Annotated in this window: 16 protein-coding genes; 12 read left to right on the top strand and 4 right to left on the bottom strand. The window is 51.4% G+C overall.

From position 1 onward, the window contains the following. The first annotated feature begins 98 nt into the window (after window positions 1-98). The 8 genes from lolA (at window position 99) to ABU190_RS09425 (ending at window position 9,629) form a co-directional block, all read left to right on the top strand. On the top strand, window positions 99-710 hold the full coding sequence (lolA, locus tag ABU190_RS09460; protein WP_354691138.1) for an outer membrane lipoprotein chaperone LolA: 612 nt from the start codon (window positions 99-101) through the stop codon (window positions 708-710). Window positions 711-719: 9 nt separating this feature from the next. Further along, on the top strand, window positions 720-2,063 hold the full coding sequence (gene rarA / locus ABU190_RS09455; protein WP_039078534.1) for a replication-associated recombination protein RarA: 1,344 nt from the start codon (window positions 720-722) through the stop codon (window positions 2,061-2,063). A 93-nt stretch (window positions 2,064-2,156) separates the two neighbouring features. Beyond that, window positions 2,157-3,449, top strand: a complete 1,293-nt coding sequence (gene serS / locus ABU190_RS09450; RefSeq protein WP_039078535.1) for a serine--tRNA ligase — start codon at window positions 2,157-2,159, stop codon at window positions 3,447-3,449. A gap of 193 nt (window positions 3,450-3,642) precedes the next feature. After that, complete coding sequence (gene dmsA, locus ABU190_RS09445; RefSeq protein WP_354691137.1) at window positions 3,643-6,087, top strand: dimethylsulfoxide reductase subunit A; 2,445 nt, start codon at window positions 3,643-3,645, stop codon at window positions 6,085-6,087. Between the two features lie 10 nt (window positions 6,088-6,097). After that, on the top strand, window positions 6,098-6,715 hold the full coding sequence (locus ABU190_RS09440) for a DMSO/selenate family reductase complex B subunit (protein WP_354691136.1): 618 nt from the start codon (window positions 6,098-6,100) through the stop codon (window positions 6,713-6,715). A 1-nt stretch (window position 6,716) separates the two neighbouring features. Continuing rightward, window positions 6,717-7,580, top strand: coding sequence for a dimethyl sulfoxide reductase anchor subunit family protein (locus ABU190_RS09435; RefSeq protein WP_354691135.1), 864 nt, complete (start codon window positions 6,717-6,719; stop codon window positions 7,578-7,580). Between the two features lie 277 nt (window positions 7,581-7,857). Beyond that, window positions 7,858-9,006 carry an MFS transporter gene (locus tag ABU190_RS09430; RefSeq protein WP_354691134.1) on the top strand — a complete coding sequence of 383 codons (1,149 nt, stop codon included), beginning with the start codon at window positions 7,858-7,860 and terminating at the stop codon, window positions 9,004-9,006. Window positions 9,007-9,140: 134 nt separating this feature from the next. Beyond that, window positions 9,141-9,629 carry an anti-virulence regulator CigR family protein gene (locus ABU190_RS09425; RefSeq protein WP_354691208.1) on the top strand — a complete coding sequence of 163 codons (489 nt, stop codon included), beginning with the start codon at window positions 9,141-9,143 and terminating at the stop codon, window positions 9,627-9,629. 32 nt (window positions 9,630-9,661) lie between these two features. Here ABU190_RS09425 and pflA read toward each other — a convergent pair whose 3' ends face one another. The 4 genes from pflA to ycaO form a co-directional block, all read right to left on the bottom strand. Next, complete coding sequence (gene pflA, locus ABU190_RS09420) at window positions 9,662-10,402, bottom strand: pyruvate formate lyase 1-activating protein (protein ID WP_039078540.1); 741 nt, start codon at window positions 10,400-10,402, stop codon at window positions 9,662-9,664. A gap of 329 nt (window positions 10,403-10,731) precedes the next feature. After that, complete coding sequence (gene pflB, locus ABU190_RS09415; RefSeq protein ID WP_039078541.1) at window positions 10,732-13,014, bottom strand: formate C-acetyltransferase; 2,283 nt, start codon at window positions 13,012-13,014, stop codon at window positions 10,732-10,734. Between the two features lie 55 nt (window positions 13,015-13,069). After that, window positions 13,070-13,927, bottom strand: coding sequence for a formate transporter FocA (focA, locus tag ABU190_RS09410; RefSeq protein ID WP_271850944.1), 858 nt, complete (start codon window positions 13,925-13,927; stop codon window positions 13,070-13,072). A gap of 407 nt (window positions 13,928-14,334) precedes the next feature. Beyond that, window positions 14,335-16,095, bottom strand: a complete 1,761-nt coding sequence (ycaO, locus tag ABU190_RS09405) for a 30S ribosomal protein S12 methylthiotransferase accessory factor YcaO (protein WP_354691133.1) — start codon at window positions 16,093-16,095, stop codon at window positions 14,335-14,337. A gap of 137 nt (window positions 16,096-16,232) precedes the next feature. On the opposite strand from ycaO, the gene ABU190_RS09400 reads away from it, so the two are divergent. The 4 genes from ABU190_RS09400 to ABU190_RS09385 all read left to right on the top strand — a co-directional run bounded on the left by ABU190_RS09400 (window position 16,233) and on the right by ABU190_RS09385 (window position 20,448). Beyond that, window positions 16,233-16,925 (top strand): DUF421 domain-containing protein, encoded by a 693-nt coding sequence (locus ABU190_RS09400; RefSeq protein WP_354691207.1) that lies wholly within the window; start codon window positions 16,233-16,235, stop codon window positions 16,923-16,925. A 162-nt stretch (window positions 16,926-17,087) separates the two neighbouring features. After that, a complete protein-coding gene (gene serC, locus ABU190_RS09395; protein WP_354691132.1) occupies window positions 17,088-18,176 on the top strand; it encodes a 3-phosphoserine/phosphohydroxythreonine transaminase in 1,089 nt (362 codons plus the stop codon). Window positions 18,177-18,247: 71 nt separating this feature from the next. Next, a complete protein-coding gene (gene aroA / locus ABU190_RS09390) occupies window positions 18,248-19,531 on the top strand; it encodes a 3-phosphoshikimate 1-carboxyvinyltransferase (RefSeq protein ID WP_354691131.1) in 1,284 nt (427 codons plus the stop codon). 158 nt (window positions 19,532-19,689) lie between these two features. Then, window positions 19,690-20,448, top strand: coding sequence for a M48 family metallopeptidase (locus tag ABU190_RS09385; RefSeq protein WP_039078546.1), 759 nt, complete (start codon window positions 19,690-19,692; stop codon window positions 20,446-20,448). Window positions 20,449-20,523 lie beyond the last annotated feature (75 nt).

The following is a 20,523-nucleotide window of genomic DNA, read 5'->3' as shown; positions in this document are numbered from 1 at the left end:
TAAAAATTCAGTCTTTTCTTCTGTCACTTGTGGCAATGAGCTTTTAGAGTGACAGAAGTGTTCTCCCGTACCGGGAGCGACGTTTTTGAGGAAAAACAATGAAAAAAATCGCGATAACCTGTGCGTTACTTGGCAGCTTTATGGTGAGCAGCGTGTGGGCGGATGCTTCCAGCGATCTGAAAAGCCGTCTCGACAAAGTGAACAGTTTCCATGCGAGCTTCACCCAAAAAGTGACGGACGGAAGCGGTGCGGCGGTACAGGAAGGTCAGGGCGATTTGTGGGTCAAGCGTCCAAATCTGTTCAACTGGCACATGACGCAACCCGATGAGAGTGTCCTTGTTTCCGATGGGAAAACATTGTGGTTCTACAACCCGTTTGTTGAGCAAGCTACGGCAACCTGGCTGAAAGATGCTACCAGCAACACACCGTTTATGCTGATTGCGCGTAACCAGAGTAGCGACTGGCAGCAGTACAATATTCAGCAGAACGGCGATGATTTTGTCCTGACACCAAAAAGCAGCAATGGCAACCTCAAGCAGTTCACGATCAACGTTGGCCGTGATGGCACCATTCACCAGTTCAGCGCAATTGAGCAGGATGATCAGAAAAGTAACTACCAGCTAAAAGCCCAGCAAAATGGCACGGTAGATGCTGCTAAGTTTACCTTTACTCCGCCAAAAGGCGTAACGGTCGACGATCAACGTAACTAAGAGGCATGCGTGAGCAATCTGTCGCTCGATTTTTCCGACAATGCGTTTCAACCTCTGGCCGCGCGTATGCGGCCGGAAAATTTGGCGCAATATATAGGTCAGCAACATTTGCTGGCTCCGGGTAAACCCCTGCCTCGGGCGATTGAAGCCGGTCATCTCCATTCGATGATTTTGTGGGGACCGCCCGGAACGGGAAAAACGACGCTGGCAGAGGTGATTGCCCGCTATGCCAGTGCCGATGTTGAACGCATTTCTGCGGTCACATCGGGCGTGAAAGAGATTCGTGAAGCTATTGAGCGAGCCCGGCAAAATCGCAATGCGGGGCGTCGCACGATCCTGTTTGTTGATGAAGTCCATCGCTTTAACAAAAGCCAGCAGGATGCCTTTTTACCCCATATTGAAGATGGTACGATCACTTTCATTGGTGCCACCACCGAAAATCCCTCATTCGAACTCAATTCCGCTTTGCTCTCTCGTGCGCGCGTCTATCTGCTGAAATCTTTGACGACAGCGGATATTGAACAGGTATTAACGCAAGCGATGGAAGATAAGGCGCGGGGCTATGGCGGTCAGGATATTTCTCTGCCGGATGAGACCCGTCGCGCGATTGCTGAGCTGGTCAACGGCGATGCACGCCGGGCGCTTAATACGCTGGAAATGATGGCCGACATGGCTGAGCTGGATGACTCCGGTAAGCGCGTCCTGCAACCCTCACTTCTGACGGAGATTGCCGGTGAGCGCAGTGCGCGTTTTGATAACAAAGGTGACCGTTTCTACGATTTGATCTCAGCGCTGCATAAGTCGGTGCGCGGTAGTGCGCCAGATGCGGCGTTGTACTGGTATGCACGTATTATCAGCGCCGGGGGCGATCCATTGTACGTGGCGCGCCGCTGTCTGGCGATTGCGTCAGAAGATGTTGGTAACGCCGATCCGCGCGCGATGCAGGTGGCTATTTCGGCCTGGGATTGTTTCACCCGCGTTGGGCCTGCGGAGGGTGAACGGGCCATTGCGCAGGCGATTGTTTATCTGGCCTGTGCCCCGAAAAGTAATGCGGTTTATACCGCCTTCAAAGCCGCACTGGCTGATGCGCGCGAACGTCCGGATTACGACGTTCCCGTCCATTTACGTAATGCGCCAACCAAACTGATGAAAGAGATGGGTTATGGTCAGGAGTATCGCTATGCTCATGACGAACCCAATGCCTATGCGGCTGGCGAGTCTTATTTCCCCGAAGAGTTAGCACAAACACGCTATTATCATCCGACAAACAGAGGCCTTGAAGGCAAGATTGGCGAAAAGCTCGCCTGGCTCGCTGAACAGGATCATAAAAGCCCCACAAAACGCTATCGCTGAGAGTGGCGTTGCGGTAATGTTGTCGGTGTATCTCTGTGGCCGCAGGCTGCGGTCACTTTCTCATTTTTTCAATTCGATAAGCACAGGATAAGCATGCTCGATCCCAATCTGCTGCGTACCGAGCCAGACGCAGTCGCAGAAAAACTGGCACGCCGGGGCTTTAAGCTGGATGTAGATAAATTGCGCGCTCTTGAAGAACGTCGCAAAGTTTTGCAGGTAAACACCGAAAACCTGCAGGCAGAGCGTAACTCGCGATCGAAATCCATCGGCCAGGCGAAAGCGCGCGGGGAAGACATTGAGCCATTACGCCTGGAAGTGAACAAACTGGGTGAACAACTGGACGCGGCGAAAGCCGAGCTGGAAACGCTGCTGGCGGAAATCCGTGATATCGCGCTGGCAATCCCCAACATCCCGGATGACAGCGTTCCGGTTGGTAAAGATGAAAACGACAACGTTGAAGTGAAACGCTGGGGTACGCCGCGTCAGTTCGACTTTGAAATTCGTGACCATGTCTCGCTCGGCGAAATGCACGCGGGGCTGGATTTTGCTGCAGCGGTTAAACTGACCGGCTCCCGTTTTGTGGTGATGAAAGGTCAAATCGCTCACCTGCATCGTGCACTGGCGCAGTTTATGCTCGACCTGCATACCGAGCAGCACGGCTATAGCGAGACCTATGTTCCATATCTGGTTAACCAGGATACGCTGTACGGTACGGGGCAATTGCCGAAGTTTGCGGGCGATCTGTTCCACACGCGTCCGCTGGAGGAAGAAGCTGACAGCAGTAACTATGCGCTGATTCCGACCGCAGAAGTACCGCTGACTAACCTTGTTCGCGATGAAATCATCGACGAAGACGACTTGCCGATTAAGCTGACGGCGCATTCACCATGCTTCCGTTCAGAAGCCGGTTCTTATGGTCGTGATACGCGCGGTCTGATCCGTATGCACCAGTTCGACAAAGTCGAGATGGTACAGATTGTTCGTCCGGAAGACTCTATGGCCGCACTCGAAGAGATGACCGGTCACGCGGAAAAAGTGCTGGAGCTGCTCGGCCTGCCGTACCGTCGTGTTGCACTCTGCACGGGTGACATGGGTTTTGGTGCCTGCAAAACGTTCGACCTGGAAGTGTGGGTGCCGGCGCAAAATACCTATCGCGAAATCTCCTCCTGCTCCAACGTCTGGGACTTCCAGGCGCGCCGTATGCAGGCTCGTTGCCGTAGCAAATCCGATAAAAAAACACGCCTGGTACATACCCTGAACGGGTCCGGTCTGGCGGTCGGTCGTACGCTGGTTGCGGTGCTGGAAAACTATCAGCAAGCCGACGGGCGGATTGAGATCCCGGAAGTCCTGCGTCCTTATATGCGTGGGCTTGAGTATATCGGCTAGCACTCCCGTCTTATAAAAAGCGCCTACGGGCGCTTTTTTTTGCCCACCTTGATTCCCGACAATAACCTCACTTTTAATAAGATTAATATTCACTTTGCCGAATCAGAATAAATCACTAAAAAGTTGAGATTTCGTTATATAGAAAATTATATATCGGACTCGCATTTTAATTTTGTAAGCAAAGTGAGTACATATGAAAACTAAGACCCCCGATACACTACTCGGTGTGGAGGTGAGTCGACGTGGGCTGATGAGAACAACCGCTATTGGCGGGCTCGCGGCGGCAGGAAGCGCCTTCACTTTACCTTTTTCCCGACTCGTCAGCGCCGCTGACGCCATTTCTCCACCTTCCACCAGTGAAAAAGTTGTCTGGAGTGCCTGTACGGTCAACTGCGGTAGCCGATGCCCGCTGCGCATGCATGTCGTGGATGGCGAGATTAAATATGTCGAAACTGACAATACAGGCGATGATAACTACGATGGATTGCATCAGGTTCGCGCCTGCCTTCGTGGCCGCTCAATGCGCCGTCGTGTCTACAACCCCGATCGTCTGAAATATCCGATGAAGCGCGTTGGCAAACGCGGCGAAGGTAAATTCGAGCGAATCAGTTGGGAAGAAGCATACGACACAATCGCGCAGAATATGACGCGTCTTATTAAAGACTACGGTAACGAATCCATCTATCTGAATTATGGTACCGGTACGCTGGGTGGCACAATGACGCGTTCGTGGCCACCGGGAAAAACGTTGGTGGCACGCCTGATGAACTGTTGTGGCGGTTACCTTAACCATTATGGCGACTACTCCTCGGCACAAATTGCTGCGGGGCTTAATTACACTTACGGTGGCTGGGCGGCGGGTAACAGTCCGTCAGATATCGAAAACAGCAAACTGGTCGTGCTATTTGGTAACAACCCTGGCGAAACGCGTATGAGCGGTGGTGGGGTGACCTATTATCTTGAACAGGCGAGGGCAAAATCGAATGCCCGAATGATTATCGTCGATCCGCGTTATACCGATACCGGCGCAGGGCGTGAAGATGAGTGGATCCCCATTCGTCCCGGTACAGACGCCGCACTGGTAAATGGCATTGCATGGGTGCTGATTACGGAAAACCTTGTTGATCAGCCATTCCTCGATAAGTACTGCGTAGGTTACGACGAAAAAACGTTGCCAGCCAGTGCACCTGCCAATGGTCATTACAAAGCCTATATTCTTGGGCAGGGGAAAGACGGTGTGGCCAAAACGCCTGAGTGGGCGTCGACAATTACCGGTGTGCCTGCTGAGCGCATTGTGAAGCTGGCACGAGAAATCGGTAGTACCAAACCCGCGTTTATCAGCCAGGGATGGGGGCCACAGCGCCATGCCAACGGTGAGATTGCGACCCGTGCAATTTCAATGCTGGCTATCCTGACAGGCAATGTCGGGATCCACGGCGGCAACACAGGGGCGCGCGAGGGGTCTTACGCCCTGCCATTCGAACGAATGCCGACGCTGGACAACCCAGTACAAACCAGTATTTCCATGTTCTTATGGACGGACGCCATTGAGCGCGGGCCTGAGATGACGGCGCTGCGTGATGGTGTGCGCGGCAAAGAGAAGCTGGACGTGCCGATTAAGATGATCTGGAACTATGCTGGTAACTGCCTCATCAACCAGCATTCAGATATCAACCGTACGCATAACATCCTGCAGGATGATAAAAAATGCGAGCTGATTGTGGTGATTGATTGCCATATGACGTCATCAGCAAAATATGCCGATATTTTGCTGCCAGATTGCACGGCGTCTGAGCAGATGGACTTCGCGCTGGATGCCTCCTGCGGCAATATGTCTTACGTCATTTTTAATGATCAGGTCATCAAGCCGCGTTTCGAGTGTAAAACCATCTACGACATGATGTCCGGGCTGGCAAAACGTCTTGGCGTTGAGCAGCAGTTTACCGAAGGTCGCACGCAGGAAGAGTGGATGCGTCACCTGCACGCGCTTTCACGCAAAGCGATCCCGGATTTGCCGGATTTTGACACCTTCCGTCAGCAGGGAATGTTCAAACAGCGCGATCCGAATGGGCACTACGTCGCCTATAAAGGGTTCCGCGACGATCCACAGGCCAACCCGCTGACCACACCGTCAGGTAAGATCGAGATCTATTCGGAAGCGCTGGCAACGATCGCGGCGACCTGGGAATTGCCGGAAGGCGATGTTATCGACCCGCTGCCGATTTATACCCCAGGGTTCGAGAATTACAACGATCCGCTGAACAAAACATTCCCCTTGCAGCTTACCGGTTTCCACTATAAGTCCCGTACGCACTCGACCTATGGCAACGTTGATGTATTGAAAGCGGCCTGTCGACAGGAGATATGGATCAACCCGATTGATGCGCGCAAACGTGGGATAAGCAACGGTGATCGCGTACGTATTTTTAACGATCGTGGCGAAGTTCATATTGAAGCGAAGGTGACGCCGCGCATGATGCCGGGCGTCGTCGCGTTGAGCGAAGGCGCCTGGTATGCGCCGGATGCGAAAGGTATAGACCAGGCGGGTAGTATCAACGTCCTGACGACTCAACGTCCCTCACCGCTGGCGAAGGGTAACCCATCGCACACTAACCTTGTTCAGGTCGAGAAGGCGTAAGGAGTAAGAGATGGCTACACAATATGGATTTTATATCGACTCCGCACGCTGCACCGGCTGCAAAACCTGTGAGCTGGCGTGTAAGGATTACAAGAACTTAACCCCGGATGTTAGCTTCCGCCGCATTTACGAATACGCGGGGGGAGACTGGCAGGAAGATAACGGCGTCTGGCACCAGAACGTTTTCGCCTACTACCTCTCCATCGCCTGTAACCACTGCGAGGATCCGGCCTGTACCAAAGTCTGCCCCAGCGGGGCGATGCACAAACGCGAAGATGGCTTTGTGGTGGTGGACGAAGATATCTGCATCGGCTGTCGTTACTGCCATATGGCCTGCCCGTACGGTGCGCCGCAGTTCAACGCCGAAAAAGGCCATATGACCAAATGCGACGGCTGCTACAGTCGTGTTGCCGAGGGCCATAAGCCGATTTGCGTGGAATCCTGCCCGCTGCGTGCGCTGGACTTCGGTCCCATTGAAGATCTGCGTAAAAAATACGGTGAGCTGGCGGCAGTCGCCCCGCTCCCGGCGTCGCACTTCACCAGGCCGTGCATCGTGATTAAACCTAACGCCAACAGCCGCCCGACAGGGGATACCACCGGCTATCTGGCAAACCCGCGGGAGGTGTGAGATGGGTAACGGATGGCATGAATGGCCGCTGATGATCTTCACTGTCTTTGGCCAGTGTGTGGTGGGTGGCTTCATTGTACTGGCTGTGGCGCTCCTGAAAGGTGATGTTCACTCCGGGACGCAGCAACGTATTGTCCGCGTGATGTTTGGTCTGTGGGTACTGATGGGTATTGGTTTTATTGCATCAATGCTTCACCTCGGTACGCCAATGCGGGCGCTGAATTCCCTTAACCGGATCGGCTCCTCGACGTTAAGCAATGAAATTGCCTCAGGATCGTTGTTTTTTGCTGTTGGCGGTATCGGTTGGCTGCTGGCGATTGCGGGAAAACTGTCGCAGGGGGGGCGCCAGTTGTGGCTCATTGTGACGGCGGTGCTGGGCGTGGTGTTTGTCTGGATGATGGTGCGCGTATACAACACCATTGATACGGTACCGACCTGGTACACGCTCTGGACGCCGCTCAGTTTCTTCCTGACGCTGTTCATTGGCGGCCCGCTACTCGGCTATTTGTTACTGCGCATAGTGGGCGTTGAAGGCTGGGCAATGCGACTGCTGCCAGTGATTACTTTGCTTGCACTGGTTGCCAGTATGGTTGTCGTGCTGATGCAGGGAAGTGAACTTGCTTCTATCCATAGTTCCGTCCAGCAGGCGTCTGCGCTGGTGCCGGATTACGGCGCATTAATGGCATGGCGCGTCGTTGCACTGGTCCTGGCTGTAGTATGCTGGGTGGCGCCACAACTGAAAGGCCACTACCCAGCGATCCCGTTACTGAGCCTGGCATTTGTCCTGGTACTTGTGGGGGAAATGATTGGTCGTGGCGTATTTTACGGCCTGCACATGACCGTGGGTATGGCGGTGGCAGGGTAACGTTGTAGCAGCCGGGGCGGAAGTCCCGGCTTTTCAGGGCTGTTTTCACAAGAAATCATCATGAATTTTTTCAACTGAACCCTGTCGATGCCATTCTGATATAAGCCAGTCTAATCAATCACGTAATGAAACTTTTAACCCTACGGAAACTTCGCTGGATTAGTTTTATATATCGTCCAGCCGTAAAACGTACCGATGGATAAAAGTGGTAGATTGACAATGTTTTTGCCAGTGGCATGATGCGCACGAATCTTGAACTTCCTCACGGTTTTTACCCATGCCCACTTATACTCGCCCAGTGCTTTTGTTGCTCTGTGGCTTGCTGCTGTTGACGCTGGCGATTGCAGTGCTGAACACGCTCGTCCCGCTTTGGCTCGCCCATGAAAACATGCCTACCTGGCAGGTTGGTATAGTCGGCTCATCCTATTTTACCGGCAACTTATTGGGGACACTGCTGACCGGGCGTGTGATCCAACGACTTGGGTTTAACCGCAGTTATTACATTGCATCCATCATCTTTGCGGTTGGTTGCGCAGGGCTGGGGCTGAATGTGGGTTTCTGGAGCTGGCTTAGCTGGCGTTTCGTCGCGGGTATCGGTTGCGCAATGATTTGGGTTGTGGTGGAAAGCGCATTGATGTGCAGCGGAACATCCCGTAATCGCGGGCGCTTACTGGCGGCCTATATGATGGTCTATTACGTGGGCACGGTGCTGGGGCAGTTGATGGTGAGCAAACTGTCCACTGAACTGATGCATGTGCTGCCCTGGGCGGTGGGGTTAATACTGGCAGGGATTTTACCGTTACTCTTCACGCGCATTATGGAGCAGCGTGATGAATCTCACGGTACTACGGCAATCTGGCCTATGCTTCGCCTGCGTCAGGCGCGGCTTGGCGTTAATGGCTGCATTATTTCCGGGATCATTCTGGGCTCCTTGTATGGGTTGATGCCGCTTTATCTGAACCATAAGGGCATCAGTGATGCGGGTATTGGGTTCTGGATGGCGTTAATGGTGAGCTCCGGTATCATTGGGCAATGGCCAATTGGCCGCCTGGCAGATCGTTTTGGACGACTGCTGGTGCTGCGTGTTCAGGTCTTTGTTGTGATCCTTGGCTGTTTCGCAATGCTCAGCAACGCGGCTATGGCCCCGGCGCTTTTTGTATTGGGGACTGCCGGTTTCACACTCTATCCGGTGGCGATGGCGTGGGCCTGCGAAAAAGTCGAATACCATCAACTGGTGGCGATGAACCAGGCTTTGCTGCTGAGCTATACCGTAGGCAGCCTTTCAGGACCAACGCTGACCGCGATGCTGATGCAGAGCTATTCCGACAGTCTGCTGTTTATCATGATTGCCAGCGTGTCCTTTATCTATCTGCTAATGCTGATGCGTAAAGCTGGTCAGCATCCAACGCCAGTGGCGCATGCCTGATTTTAAGCCTGCATACGCAGGCTTTTTCTCTTTGCAGACGAAAAGCCTCCATTATGGGAGTTCTCCCTATTGTGACCCGTTGAATCTCTCAGATATTCTGCGCCTGGACTCACTTTAAGAAGGCCTCCATCATGATGTCTTTACGTCGTTTCAATACTGCCGCATTGGCTGTTTTTCTCGCGTGTTCCCTCGTATCAATACCTGCTATGGCTAATCCCGGTAATGGGAATGGTAATGGCGGAGGGCAGGGCAATAGTGGCAACCATGGCAATTCCGGCTCACATGGTGATAACGGAAATCATTCGTCAAATAATCAACACAAATCCGCTAAACAAAAAGACGGTAATGATGTTTCAGTGAATGTCAGCTACGACCGTGCGCGTACGCTGGCTGTGAATTATGGCCTGACGGGCTATGACTCTTTACCACCGGGAATCGCAAAAAACGTTGCGCGCGGTAAAGCACTACCGCCAGGTATTGCGAAGAAAACGGTGCCTGCGTCTATGTTGGGGCAGTTACCATCCTATCCGGGATATGAATGGCGAATTGTAGGCGACGACTTAGTTTTGGTGGCGCTGAGTACTGCCGTTGTGACAGCAATTATTAATGGTGTGTTCCAATAAAATTAAAACGCCCGGGGAACCGGGCGTTTTAATTAATACATCACTTTGTGACCGTACTGCTCAAGGATGCCTTTCACGCGCTCCATGGTCTCTTTCTTCGGCGGATGAACGCCATCCAGTTTGTACTCTTCGCCCATCGCCACCCATTTGTGTTTACCCAGCTCATGGTAAGGCAGCAGTTCGATTTTCTCGACATTGCCCATATCGCGGGTAAATTCACCGAGGCGATGCGCGGAGTCGTCATCGTCGGACCAGCCCGGTACAACAACATAGCGGATCCAGACCTTAATATTTTTATTCGCCAGGTATTTCGCGAACTCCAGCGTACGGTGATTAGAAACACCCACCAGATCCTGATGAATTTCATCATTCATCTGTTTGAGATCGAGCATCACCAGATCAGTCACTTCCAGCAGCTCATCAATCACCGGATCGTAACGGCGAACAAAGCCATTAGTATCAAGACAGGTATGAATGCCCTCTTTTTTGCAGGCACGGAACCAGTCGCGGACAAACTCCGCCTGCAAAATGGCTTCCCCTCCGGAGGCTGTTACGCCGCCGCCGGACGCATTCATAAAGTGGCGATAGGTCACCACGTCTTTCATCAGATCTTCTACCGTGATTTCTTTGCCGCCATGGGTGTCCCAGGTATCGCGGTTATGGCAATACAGGCAACGCATCAGGCAGCCCTGGAAGAAGGTGATAAAGCGGATACCTGGGCCATCAACGGTGCCACAGGATTCAAAGGAGTGGATGCGACCAATAACTGACATTGCGGTGTTTTCTCCAGATGTGGCCCATCCGGGGCCTGTATTGATGCACAGCTCACCGGCTGTGTTTAAGTCTATTTTGGCTGATATCCATCGTTTTGGCATAGATATCTGGCAAAGCAGACTGGAGAGGGGGGTGTTAAAAAGGCCCCACTTGTGTGGAGCCTTTATTGTACGCTTTTTAAATCGCGATTTCAGTCAATACCCGTCGTCTTTCAGGCTACATCTTTGTTGGCTTTGTTTACTCACCCGAATCACTTACGTGAGTAAGCTCATCGGGATTCGCGCTCTTGCCGCCTTGATGCAACCCGAAATCCATCGGGTTACACCAATTACATGGTCTGAGTGAAAGTACGGGTAATAACGTCCTGCTGCTGTTCTTTAGTCAGGGAGTTAAAACGTACTGCGTAGCCAGATACACGGATGGTCAGCTGCGGATATTTTTCCGGATGTTCCATCGCATCGAGCAGCATTTCGCGGTTCATTACGTTCACGTTCAGGTGCTGACCACCTTCGATGGACGCTTCATGGTGGAAGTAACCATCCATCAGGCCTGCCAGGTTAGTCTTACGAACTTCGTCGTCTTTGCCCAGTGCGTTCGGAACGATAGAGAAGGTGTAAGAGATACCATCTTTAGCGTAGGCAAACGGCAGTTTAGCAACGGAAGTCAGAGAAGCGACAGCACCTTTCTGGTCACGACCGTGCATCGGGTTAGCACCTGGTCCGAACGGCGCACCTGCGCGACGACCGTCTGGGGTGTTACCGGTTTTCTTACCATACACAACGTTAGAGGTGATGGTCAGAACAGACTGTGTCGGGATGGCGTTACGGTAAGTAGTCAGTTTCTGAATTTTCTTCATGAAACGTTCTACCAGGTCAACAGCCAGGTCATCTACACGTGCATCGTTGTTACCAAACTGCGGGTATTCGCCTTCGATTTCGAAGTCAACAGCCAGACCGTCTTCGTCACGAATCGGTTTAACTTTCGCATATTTGATAGCAGACAGGGAGTCAGCCGCAACGGACAGACCTGCGATACCACACGCCATGGTGCGAATAACGTCACGGTCATGCAGCGCCATCAGAGAGGCTTCGTAGCTGTATTTGTCGTGCATATAGTGGATGACGTTCAGCGCGGTGACATACTGTTTAGCCAGCCAGTCCATGAAGTGATCCATGCGATCCATCACTTCTGCGAAATTCAGCACATCGCCTTTGATCGGCTCAGATTTCGGACCAACCTGCATTTTCAGTTTTTCATCAACGCCGCCGTTGATGGCATACAGCATGGTTTTCGCGAGGTTAGCACGCGCACCGAAGAACTGCATTTGTTTACCAACGACCATCGGGCTTACGCAGCAAGCGATAGCATAGTCATCGTTGTTGAAGTCAGGACGCATCAAATCATCGTTCTCATACTGCAGAGAAGAGGTATCGATGGAGACTTTCGCAGCAAATTTCTTGAAGTTCAGTGGCAGTTTTTCAGACCACAGAATGGTGATGTTCGGCTCCGGAGACGGCCCCATGGTGTACAGGGTGTTCAGGAAACGGAAGCTGTTTTTGGTAACCAGAGTACGGCCATCAACGCCCATACCACCGATAGATTCAGTTGCCCAAATCGGGTCACCGGAGAACAGTTCATCATACTCAGGGGTACGCAGGAAGCGGACCATACGCAGTTTCATGACCAGGTGGTCAACCATTTCCTGCGCTTCTTGTTCGGTGATTTTGCCTGCTTTCAGGTCGCGTTCGATGAACACGTCCAGGAAGGTAGCGGTACGACCGAAGGACATTGCTGCGCCGTTCTGGGATTTAACAGCAGCCAGGTAGCCGAAGTAAGTCCACTGGATAGCTTCCTGAGCAGTAGTAGCCGGACCAGAGATATCGCAACCGTATTTAGCGGCCATCTCTTTGATCTGACCCAGAGCACGGTGCTGTTCAGCAATTTCTTCACGCAGACGGATAGTCGCTTCCAGGTTTACGCCGTTTTCCATGTCAGACTGCAGAGACAGGAACTGAGCGTATTTGTCTTTCATCAGGAAGTCGATACCGTACAGCGCAACGCGACGGTAGTCACCGATGATACGGCCACGGCCATAGGCATCCGGCAGACCGGTCAGCACGCCAGATTTACGGCAGTTCAGGATGTCTTTGGTGTAAACGTCAAAAACGCCCTGGTTATGAGTTTTGCGGTATTCAGTGAAGATTTTTTTCAGGGCCGGGTCCAGCTCGCGGTTGTACGCTTTGCAGGAACCTTCAACCATTTTGATACCACCGAACGGGATAATCGCACGTTTCAGCGGTGCTTCGGTCTGCAGACCAACGATTTTCTCAAGCGCTTTGTTGATGTAGCCAGCGTCGTGAGAGGTGATGGTAGAAGCAACAGAGGTGTCGAAGTCAACAGGCGCGTGAGTGCGGTTTTCCTGTTTAACGCCTTCCATTACTTTGTCCCACAGCGTGGTGGTCGCATCAGTTGCGCCAGCCAGGAAGGACTCGTCACCCTCGTAAGGGGTATAGTTTTTCTGGATAAAGTCGCGTACGTTGACTTCTTTCTGCCAGTCACCTTTCGCAAAACCTTCCCAGGCTGTGGCTAACTTTTCATTAAGCTCGGACATGTAACACCTACCTTCTTAAGTGGATTTTTTATTTACTGCCTGAAACAAGCATCAATCAATGATGATCATCGCCACGCAGGTAAATGACCCAGTATGTCAACCCAACTAACAATCCTCCACCAATGATATTCCCAATTGTTACCGGAATCAGATTATCGGTGATGAAATTTGCAATAGTCAGGTGAGAAAAACTTTCCGGGCTGGAGCCGATAGCGGTCCAGAACTCCGGGCTCGCAAAGTGACGGATTACGATACCCATCGGAATCATAAACATGTTTGCGATACTGTGCTCAAAACCGCTGGCAACAAACATGGCCACCGGCAGCACCATAATCAACGCTTTATCGGTCAGACTGCGACCTGAGTAGCTCATCCATACGGCCAGACAGACCATCAGGTTCGCCAGAATACCCAGTGCGACAGCTTCAATAAAGGTATGGTGCAGTTTGTGGTCGGCTGTTTGCAGGACATTCAAGCCCCAGCCGCCATTCGCTACCATATACTCCCCGGATAACCACATCAGCAGCACGAACAACAATGCGCCAATCAGGTTACCGATATAGACGTTTACCCAGTTACGAGCCAATTGGCCCCAGGTGATACGTCCACTGGCTTTCGCCACCACGATCAACACAGTTGATGTGAAAAGGTCTGCGCCGCAAATGACGCAAAGAATTAACCCTAATGAGAAGCATATCCCACCAACCAGTTTAGCCATGCCGTACGGCATTGATGCTGTCCCTGTGGTGGCAGTAATATAAAAAACAAACGCAATGGAGATAAAGACACCTGCTGTAATCGCCAAAAAGAACGTTGTCAGCGGTTTCTTAGTTGCTTTGTAGACACCTGCTTCTTCGGCAACTTTGGCCATCGCAGCTGGAAGTATTAGATCAAAAGGGTTGTCAGCTTTCACACTAACTCTCTCTTTATTTAAGTCGGCGACGAGATACTAACAAAGCATTATAGAAGAGAATTTGATATGGATCATATCTCGCCTGGCTTATAGGACTGCAAAGTGCATGGTTTTTCAGCAAATGCAGAGTAACATGTTGATTATCCAAATAAAAATAAAGTTTAAAATTTGCAATTACAGTTGAACTTTTTTATGCGGCCTCCCAAACAACAGTTAATTAAAATGGGGTAATTGCCATAAAGAGTAACAATAATCCCTGGGTTTATATAAATATATTCACCCATGGTTAACTTAATTATTACAATTGGCACTCATTGCCGAAATATAAATAAAAAGGGGCAATGAAATTGCCCCGTAATATAACGTAGACCTGTGATTAAGCCTACAGATTGTCGTGTTACTTGTCGTTAATTCGACCAAAAGGCACGTTTGGCCCGTTGTAATTTTTCGTAAGCCGCTAACAAGCCCTGATGCGCCGGAAACGCCGTCAGTGAACCATCCGCTGCCTGCAGACCATAGAAAGGCGCTTCTCCGCTTAGCGCCGCGCTGGCCGCTTCAACCGCATCCGCGCCGTACATGCGCACAAAAGCATTCAGATATTGCAGCGGCTGACGCTCTTCTTCCTGAGACAGTTGCAGCAGCGTTTGCAAGCAGCGGTAATAATTGATGCGCTCAGCGCTGAATACCGAACCGTTGAATTCAATTGTCCACTCCGTCCAGGAGAGCGCCTGATCAAGGTCGCCACCCGCCAGCGCGAGCATCGCTTTCAGTTCGCCAATACGCAGCGTAAACCAGCCATTGTCTTTACCGGTCGCCACACCCAGCAGCTCCCGGACGCGGGTGAAATCGTCATGACCTTCTTCATCAAGCTGATCGATAAGATTCAGGTAGTCTTCTTTTTCCCAATCGCTGCCTGGCAGAGAGAGGATTGTTTCACGCAGATGGCTGCCCATGCTGTTGTTTGCCAGCCAGAGATCTTCCGCCGGATAAATATCTGACATGCCCGGAACCAGGATGCGGCAGGCGTAAACGCCCAGATGCTCGTAGTCGGCGATGTACACTTCTTTATCTTCTGCATTGAAGATGGCCATCAGGGTGGCAAACTCTTCTTCGGTTGTTCCGGCAAAGCTCCAGTCAGCAAACGGGTAGTCTGCATCCTGCTTGAACAGATCCCAGGAGATCGAACCGCTGGAGTCGATAAAGTGCGTTTCGAGGTTGGTATGCTCTGCGACTTCTTCATCATCAAACGTCGGCGGGGTAAAGACATCCAGATCTTTCAGACTACGGCCCTGCAGCAGTTCGGTCACGGTACGTTCGAGTGCCACGCCAAAGTCCGGGTGTGCGCCGAATGAGGCAAAGCAGGTGCCGTTAGCCGGGTTAAACAGGACAACGCAAATCACCGGATATTGACCGCCCAGCGAGCCATCATAGGCAAAAATCGGGAAACCTTCGGCTTCCAGTTTCTCAATAGATGCCACAACGCCAGGATAGCGTGCAAGGACCTCGGCAGGAATTTCAGGCAGGCTGATACGTTCGCTGATGATACGGTTTTTAATATGACGTTCGAAAACCTCAGACAAACCCTGGACGCGAGCTTCATTGCGGGTATTGCCCGCTGACATGCCATTGGAGACATACAGGTTACCGACGATATTCATCGGAATATAGACGGTTTGTTCATCTGACTGGCGGGTAAAAGGCAGGGCGCAAATCCCGCGTTCTTCATTGCCGGACTGCAAATCGATCAGCATGCCTGCCGTCAGTTCGTTTTCCGGATCGTAAAATGCGCGCAGACGCGGATCGAGAATGCCTTCCGGCAGTGTGTCGTCTTCGGTCAGCGGGAACCATTTCTCATTTGGATAATGGACGAATGGACCATTAGCCACTTCATCACCCAGCCAGAAATCGGCAAAGAAATAGTTAGTGGACAGACGCTCAAAATATTCACCCAGCGCAGATGCCAGTGCCGCCTTTTTGGTTGCGCCTTTACCGTTAGTAAAGCACAGCGCGCAGTCTTTATCGCGAATGTGCACGGACCAGACGTTCGGTACCGGGTTTAGCCAGGAAGCTTCTTCAATATTGAAGCCGAGGTCGAGCAGTTTTTGCTGGAAGCGAGCGATGGAATCTTCCAGTGCGGCGTCTTTGCCGGGGATATAGGTTTGCGTCATAGCAGTCACTTTTTTGTACGTAAAGCGGGCAATCATACGGGTTTTACGTGACTGACGCTATCTTCGGGACCCGGTCTGCGAAAATAAAACTTTTGACTATCATTAATGAACCTAACTCTTTGTTCGGACATAAAAAAATGAAAGCGTTTGATCTCCACCGCATGGCGTTGGATAAGGTTCCTCTGGAGTTTCTTGGCGAAGTGGCGCTTCGCAGCCTCTATACCTTTGTTTTGGTCTTTATATTTCTCAAAATCACGGGGCGGCGCGGCGTGCGTCAGATGTCGCTCTTTGAAGTATTAATCATCCTGACATTAGGCTCAGCGGCAGGCGACGTTGCGTTTTATGACGATGTGCCCATGCTTCCGGTACTGGTGGTATTTGTTACTCTGGCCGTATTGTACCGCTTAGTGATGTGGTTCATGACGCACAGCGAGAAACTGGAGGATCTGCTGGAAGGTAAGCCTGCCATCATTATTCGCGAAGGGGAATTTGTCTGGGAGAAATTAGATAAGCAGAACATGACGGAATTTGAATTCTTTATGGAACTACGCATCCGTGGCGTTGATCATCTTGGGCAGGTGAGGCTGGCTATCCTGGAGACCAATGGTCAACTGAGTGTCTTTTACTATACGGATGAGGATGTAAAACCGGGTCTCTGTATTTTGCCTAAGGCATTTTCTGAACGTTTCACTACCATACCGGAAGCGGGAGACTACGCCTGCGTTCAATGCAGTAAAATCATTGCCATGCCGGCGGGTTGCCATCAATTATGTCCGCGTTGTGCAAATCCAGAATGGTCGAAGGCCAGCCGGGGAATTCGGGTAACTTGATAGCCATTATGTCGGTTTTATGACGATTCAGCGGAAGAATGTTTTGTGTGACAGCGACCGCATATTTGGGGTCATAAGTTTTAGACATTGCGGCGCGTGTCACTGAATGATAAAACCGATATCCACTGTTATAACTTATTGCTTTTAGCGTGGTGAGGGGAAATGGCTCAGGTCTTTAATTTCAGTTCAGGTCCGGCAATGTTACCGGCGGATGTGCTTAAACAGGCTCAACAGGAACTTTGTGACTGGCATGGTCTTGGTACATCGGTGATGGAAATCAGCCACCGTGGTAAAGAATTTATTCAGGTGGCTGAGGAAGCAGAAAAGGATTTTCGCGATCTGCTGAATATTCCCTCGAACTACAAAGTTTTGTTCTGTCATGGCGGCGGCCGTGGTCAGTTTGCCGGTATTCCGTTGAACATCCTCGGTGATAAAACCACTGCAGATTATGTTGACGCAGGTTACTGGGCGGCGAGTGCAATCAAAGAAGCAAAAAAATACTGCTCCCCAAACGTTATCGACGCAAAAATCTCTATTGAGGGTCTGCGTGGTGTGAAGCCAATGAGCGAGTGGCAACTGAGCGATAACAGCGCCTATCTGCACTTCTGCCCGAACGAAACCATTGACGGTATTGCCATCAATGAAACGCCGAACTTTGCGCCCGATGTGGTTGTAACGGCGGATCTCTCTTCCACTATTCTGTCAACTCCGCTGGATGTTTCCCGCTACGGTGTGATTTATGCCGGTGCGCAGAAAAATATCGGCCCGGCAGGCTTAACGCTGGTGATCGTTCGTGAGGATTTGTTGGGTAAAGCGCATCAATCTTGCCCTTCAATTCTGGATTACACCATCCTGGCGGAAAATGACTCCATGTTTAACACGCCGCCGACATTTGCCTGGTATCTGGCTGGCCTCGTCTTCAAATGGCTGAAAAACAACGGTGGCGTGGCAGCCATGGACCGTATTAATCAGCAAAAAGCTGACCTGCTCTACGGTGTGATTGATAAAAGCGATTTCTACCGTAACGATGTTGCCAAAGCGAACCGTTCTCGCATGAACGTTCCGTTCCAGTTGGCTGACAACGCGCTCGACAAAATTTTTCTGGAAGAGTCACTGGCGGCAGGGCTGCATGCACTGAAAGGTCACCGTGTGGTTGGGGGTATGCGTGCCTCTATCTATAACGCGATGCCGCTGGAAGGCGTAAAAGCGCTGACCGACTTTATGGCTGACTTCGAACGTCGCCACGGCTAAATTTGGCTTGCTCCGTACCCCCGTAGCCTGGCTGCGGGGGTTTTTATTCTGTTTGTTGAGAGTTGAGTTTCATGGAATCCCTGACGTTACAACCCATCGCGCGGGTAGATGGCACCATTAATCTGCCTGGTTCAAAAAGTGTTTCCAACCGCGCCTTGTTGCTGGCCGCCTTCGCACAGGGCACCACCGTTCTGACCAATCTTCTGGACAGCGACGATGTGCGCCATATGCTCAATGCGCTCAGTGCGTTGGGAGTTTCCTTCACGCTGTCTGCGGATCGTACCCGCTGTGAAGTAACCGGCGTCGGTGGACCGTTAACGGCAGAAAAACCGCTGGAATTATTCCTGGGTAATGCAGGTACGGCAATGCGACCATTGGCAGCAGCGCTGTGCCTTGGCAGCAATGACATTGTCCTGACCGGCGAACCGCGTATGAAAGAACGTCCGATTGGCCATCTGGTGGATGCGCTACGGCAGGGCGGCGCGCAGATTGATTATCTGGAACAGGAAAATTATCCGCCTCTGCGTCTGCGCGGCGGGTTCAGCGGCGGCGTCGTCGAGGTTGACGGCAGCGTATCGAGCCAGTTTTTAACTGCATTGCTGATGACCGCTCCGCTTGCAACGCAGGATACCGTTATCTCTATTAAAGGAGACCTGGTTTCCAAACCCTATATCGACATTACGTTGCATCTGATGAACACTTTCGGTGTCGAGGTTGAAAATCAGCAATATCAGCGCTTTGTCGTGCGTGGTAAGCAGCAGTACATCTCTCCGGGGAATTATCTGGTGGAAGGTGATGCTTCCTCTGCCTCCTATTTCCTGGCGGCCGGCGCGATTAAAGGCGGCACGGTGAAAGTCACCGGTATTGGGCGCAACAGCGTGCAGGGCGATATTCGTTTTGCCGACGTACTGGAAAAAATGGGTGCGCAGGTTGTCTGGGGTGATGATTTTATTTCTTGTACGCACGGTGAGCTGAATGCCATTGATATGGATATGAACCATATTCCTGATGCGGCGATGACCATTGCAACGGCGGCGTTATTTGCGCGCGGTACTACCACGATGCGTAACATCTATAACTGGCGCGTTAAAGAAACCGACCGTCTTTTTGCCATGGCGACAGAACTGCGTAAAGTCGGCGCCGAGGTGGAGGAGGGTGAAGATTATATTCGCGTAACCCCACCGGCACACATTCAGTATGCGGAAATTGGCACCTATAATGACCACCGTATGGCAATGTGTTTCTCGCTGGTAGCGTTGTCGGATACACCGGTCACGATCCTCGATCCGAAATGTACCGCCAAAACGTTCCCTGACTATTTCGAGCAACTGGCGCGTATCAGTACGCTTGCCTGATTCTGTTCCTGTTGCTTTGCTTCTGACGCCGACTTCTGTCGGCGTTGTTATTTTCTCCGCCTTGCTGCCTTCCCCATTGAATGCTATTTTTGCGCATCGCCTTAATATAAGGTGATGATTTATATATATTTTATATGTTTAATCAACGGATGATTCACATGACAAATACAAAGAAACTTCTGGCATTAGCCGTGGCAGCGGTAGTGCTGGTAGGTTGCAAAAATATGAATGCTAATATGCTTGCCAGCTCGGGTGTCTCTGCCTTCAAAGCGGCAACATTATCGGATGCAGATGTCAAAGCGCTGTCGAACGATGCCTGTAAGCAGATGGATGCCACCAACAAAGTGGCGGGCGCATCAAGTAAATATACAAAACGCCTGAATACAATAGCGAAAGCATTGGGCAACAATGCCGACGGTACGCCTGTTAATTATAAAGTCTATTTAACGTCGGATGTGAATGCCTGGGCAATGGCGAACGGCTGCGTCCGTGTTTACAGTGGCCTGATGGACATGATGACAGATAACGAAGTCGAAGCGGTTCTGGGTCATGAGCTTGGGCATGTGGCGCTGGGCCATTCGAAGAAAGCCATGCAGGCTGAATACGCGACGATTGCCGCCCGCGATGCGATTTCTGCGACCAGCGGCGTTGCAGCGCAGTTGTCCCGCTCACAGTTGGGGGATTTGGCCAATGGCGTTATCAATTCCGCATTTTCTCGCAGTCAGGAGTCGGATTCGGATGATTTTTCCTATGATTTGCTGAAAAAACGCGGCATTAAAACACAAGGGCTGGTGACCAGTTTTGAAAAACTGGCGAAAATGGACTCCGGCCACGCGAAGTCACTGTTCGATTCTCACCCGCCATCAGCAGAGCGCGCGCAGCACATTCGTGATCGTATCGCCGCAGATAAAAAGTAAATAATTGTCACTTTCGGGCTGGTAATCCTCCAGCCCCTCTATAATTGCGCAAACCTTCTTCACTCAGCACGATTA

The sequence above is a fragment of the Phytobacter sp. RSE-02 genome (assembly GCF_040578655.1).
Taxonomy (GTDB): Bacteria; Pseudomonadota; Gammaproteobacteria; order Enterobacterales; family Enterobacteriaceae; genus Phytobacter; species Phytobacter diazotrophicus.
Note: the sequence above shows the minus strand (reverse complement) of the source record. Positions and strands in the feature narration are given on the sequence as shown.

Bases quoted from the DNA above. Each gene is read 5' to 3' on its own strand.
- serS (WP_039078535.1), top strand. From the start codon at position 2,157: ATGCTCGATCCCAATCTGCTGCGTACCGAGCCAGACGCAGTCGCAGAA.
- ABU190_RS09440 (WP_354691136.1), top strand. From the start codon at position 6,098: ATGGCTACACAATATGGATTTTATATCGACTCCGCACGCTGCACCGGC.
- ABU190_RS09425 (WP_354691208.1), top strand. From the start codon at position 9,141: ATGTCTTTACGTCGTTTCAATACTGCCGCATTGGCTGTTTTTCTCGCG.
- serC (WP_354691132.1), top strand. From the start codon at position 17,088: ATGGCTCAGGTCTTTAATTTCAGTTCAGGTCCGGCAATGTTACCGGCG.
- dmsA (WP_354691137.1), top strand. From the start codon at position 3,643: ATGAAAACTAAGACCCCCGATACACTACTCGGTGTGGAGGTGAGTCGA.
- pflB (WP_039078541.1), bottom strand. From the start codon at position 13,014: ATGTCCGAGCTTAATGAAAAGTTAGCCACAGCCTGGGAAGGTTTTGCG.
- lolA (WP_354691138.1), top strand. From the start codon at position 99: ATGAAAAAAATCGCGATAACCTGTGCGTTACTTGGCAGCTTTATGGTG.
- ABU190_RS09400 (WP_354691207.1), top strand. From the start codon at position 16,233: ATGAAAGCGTTTGATCTCCACCGCATGGCGTTGGATAAGGTTCCTCTG.
- ABU190_RS09430 (WP_354691134.1), top strand. From the start codon at position 7,858: ATGCCCACTTATACTCGCCCAGTGCTTTTGTTGCTCTGTGGCTTGCTG.
- ABU190_RS09385 (WP_039078546.1), top strand. From the start codon at position 19,690: ATGACAAATACAAAGAAACTTCTGGCATTAGCCGTGGCAGCGGTAGTG.
- pflA (WP_039078540.1), bottom strand. From the start codon at position 10,402: ATGTCAGTTATTGGTCGCATCCACTCCTTTGAATCCTGTGGCACCGTT.
- aroA (WP_354691131.1), top strand. From the start codon at position 18,248: ATGGAATCCCTGACGTTACAACCCATCGCGCGGGTAGATGGCACCATT.
- ycaO (WP_354691133.1), bottom strand. From the start codon at position 16,095: ATGACGCAAACCTATATCCCCGGCAAAGACGCCGCACTGGAAGATTCC.
- ABU190_RS09435 (WP_354691135.1), top strand. From the start codon at position 6,717: ATGGGTAACGGATGGCATGAATGGCCGCTGATGATCTTCACTGTCTTT.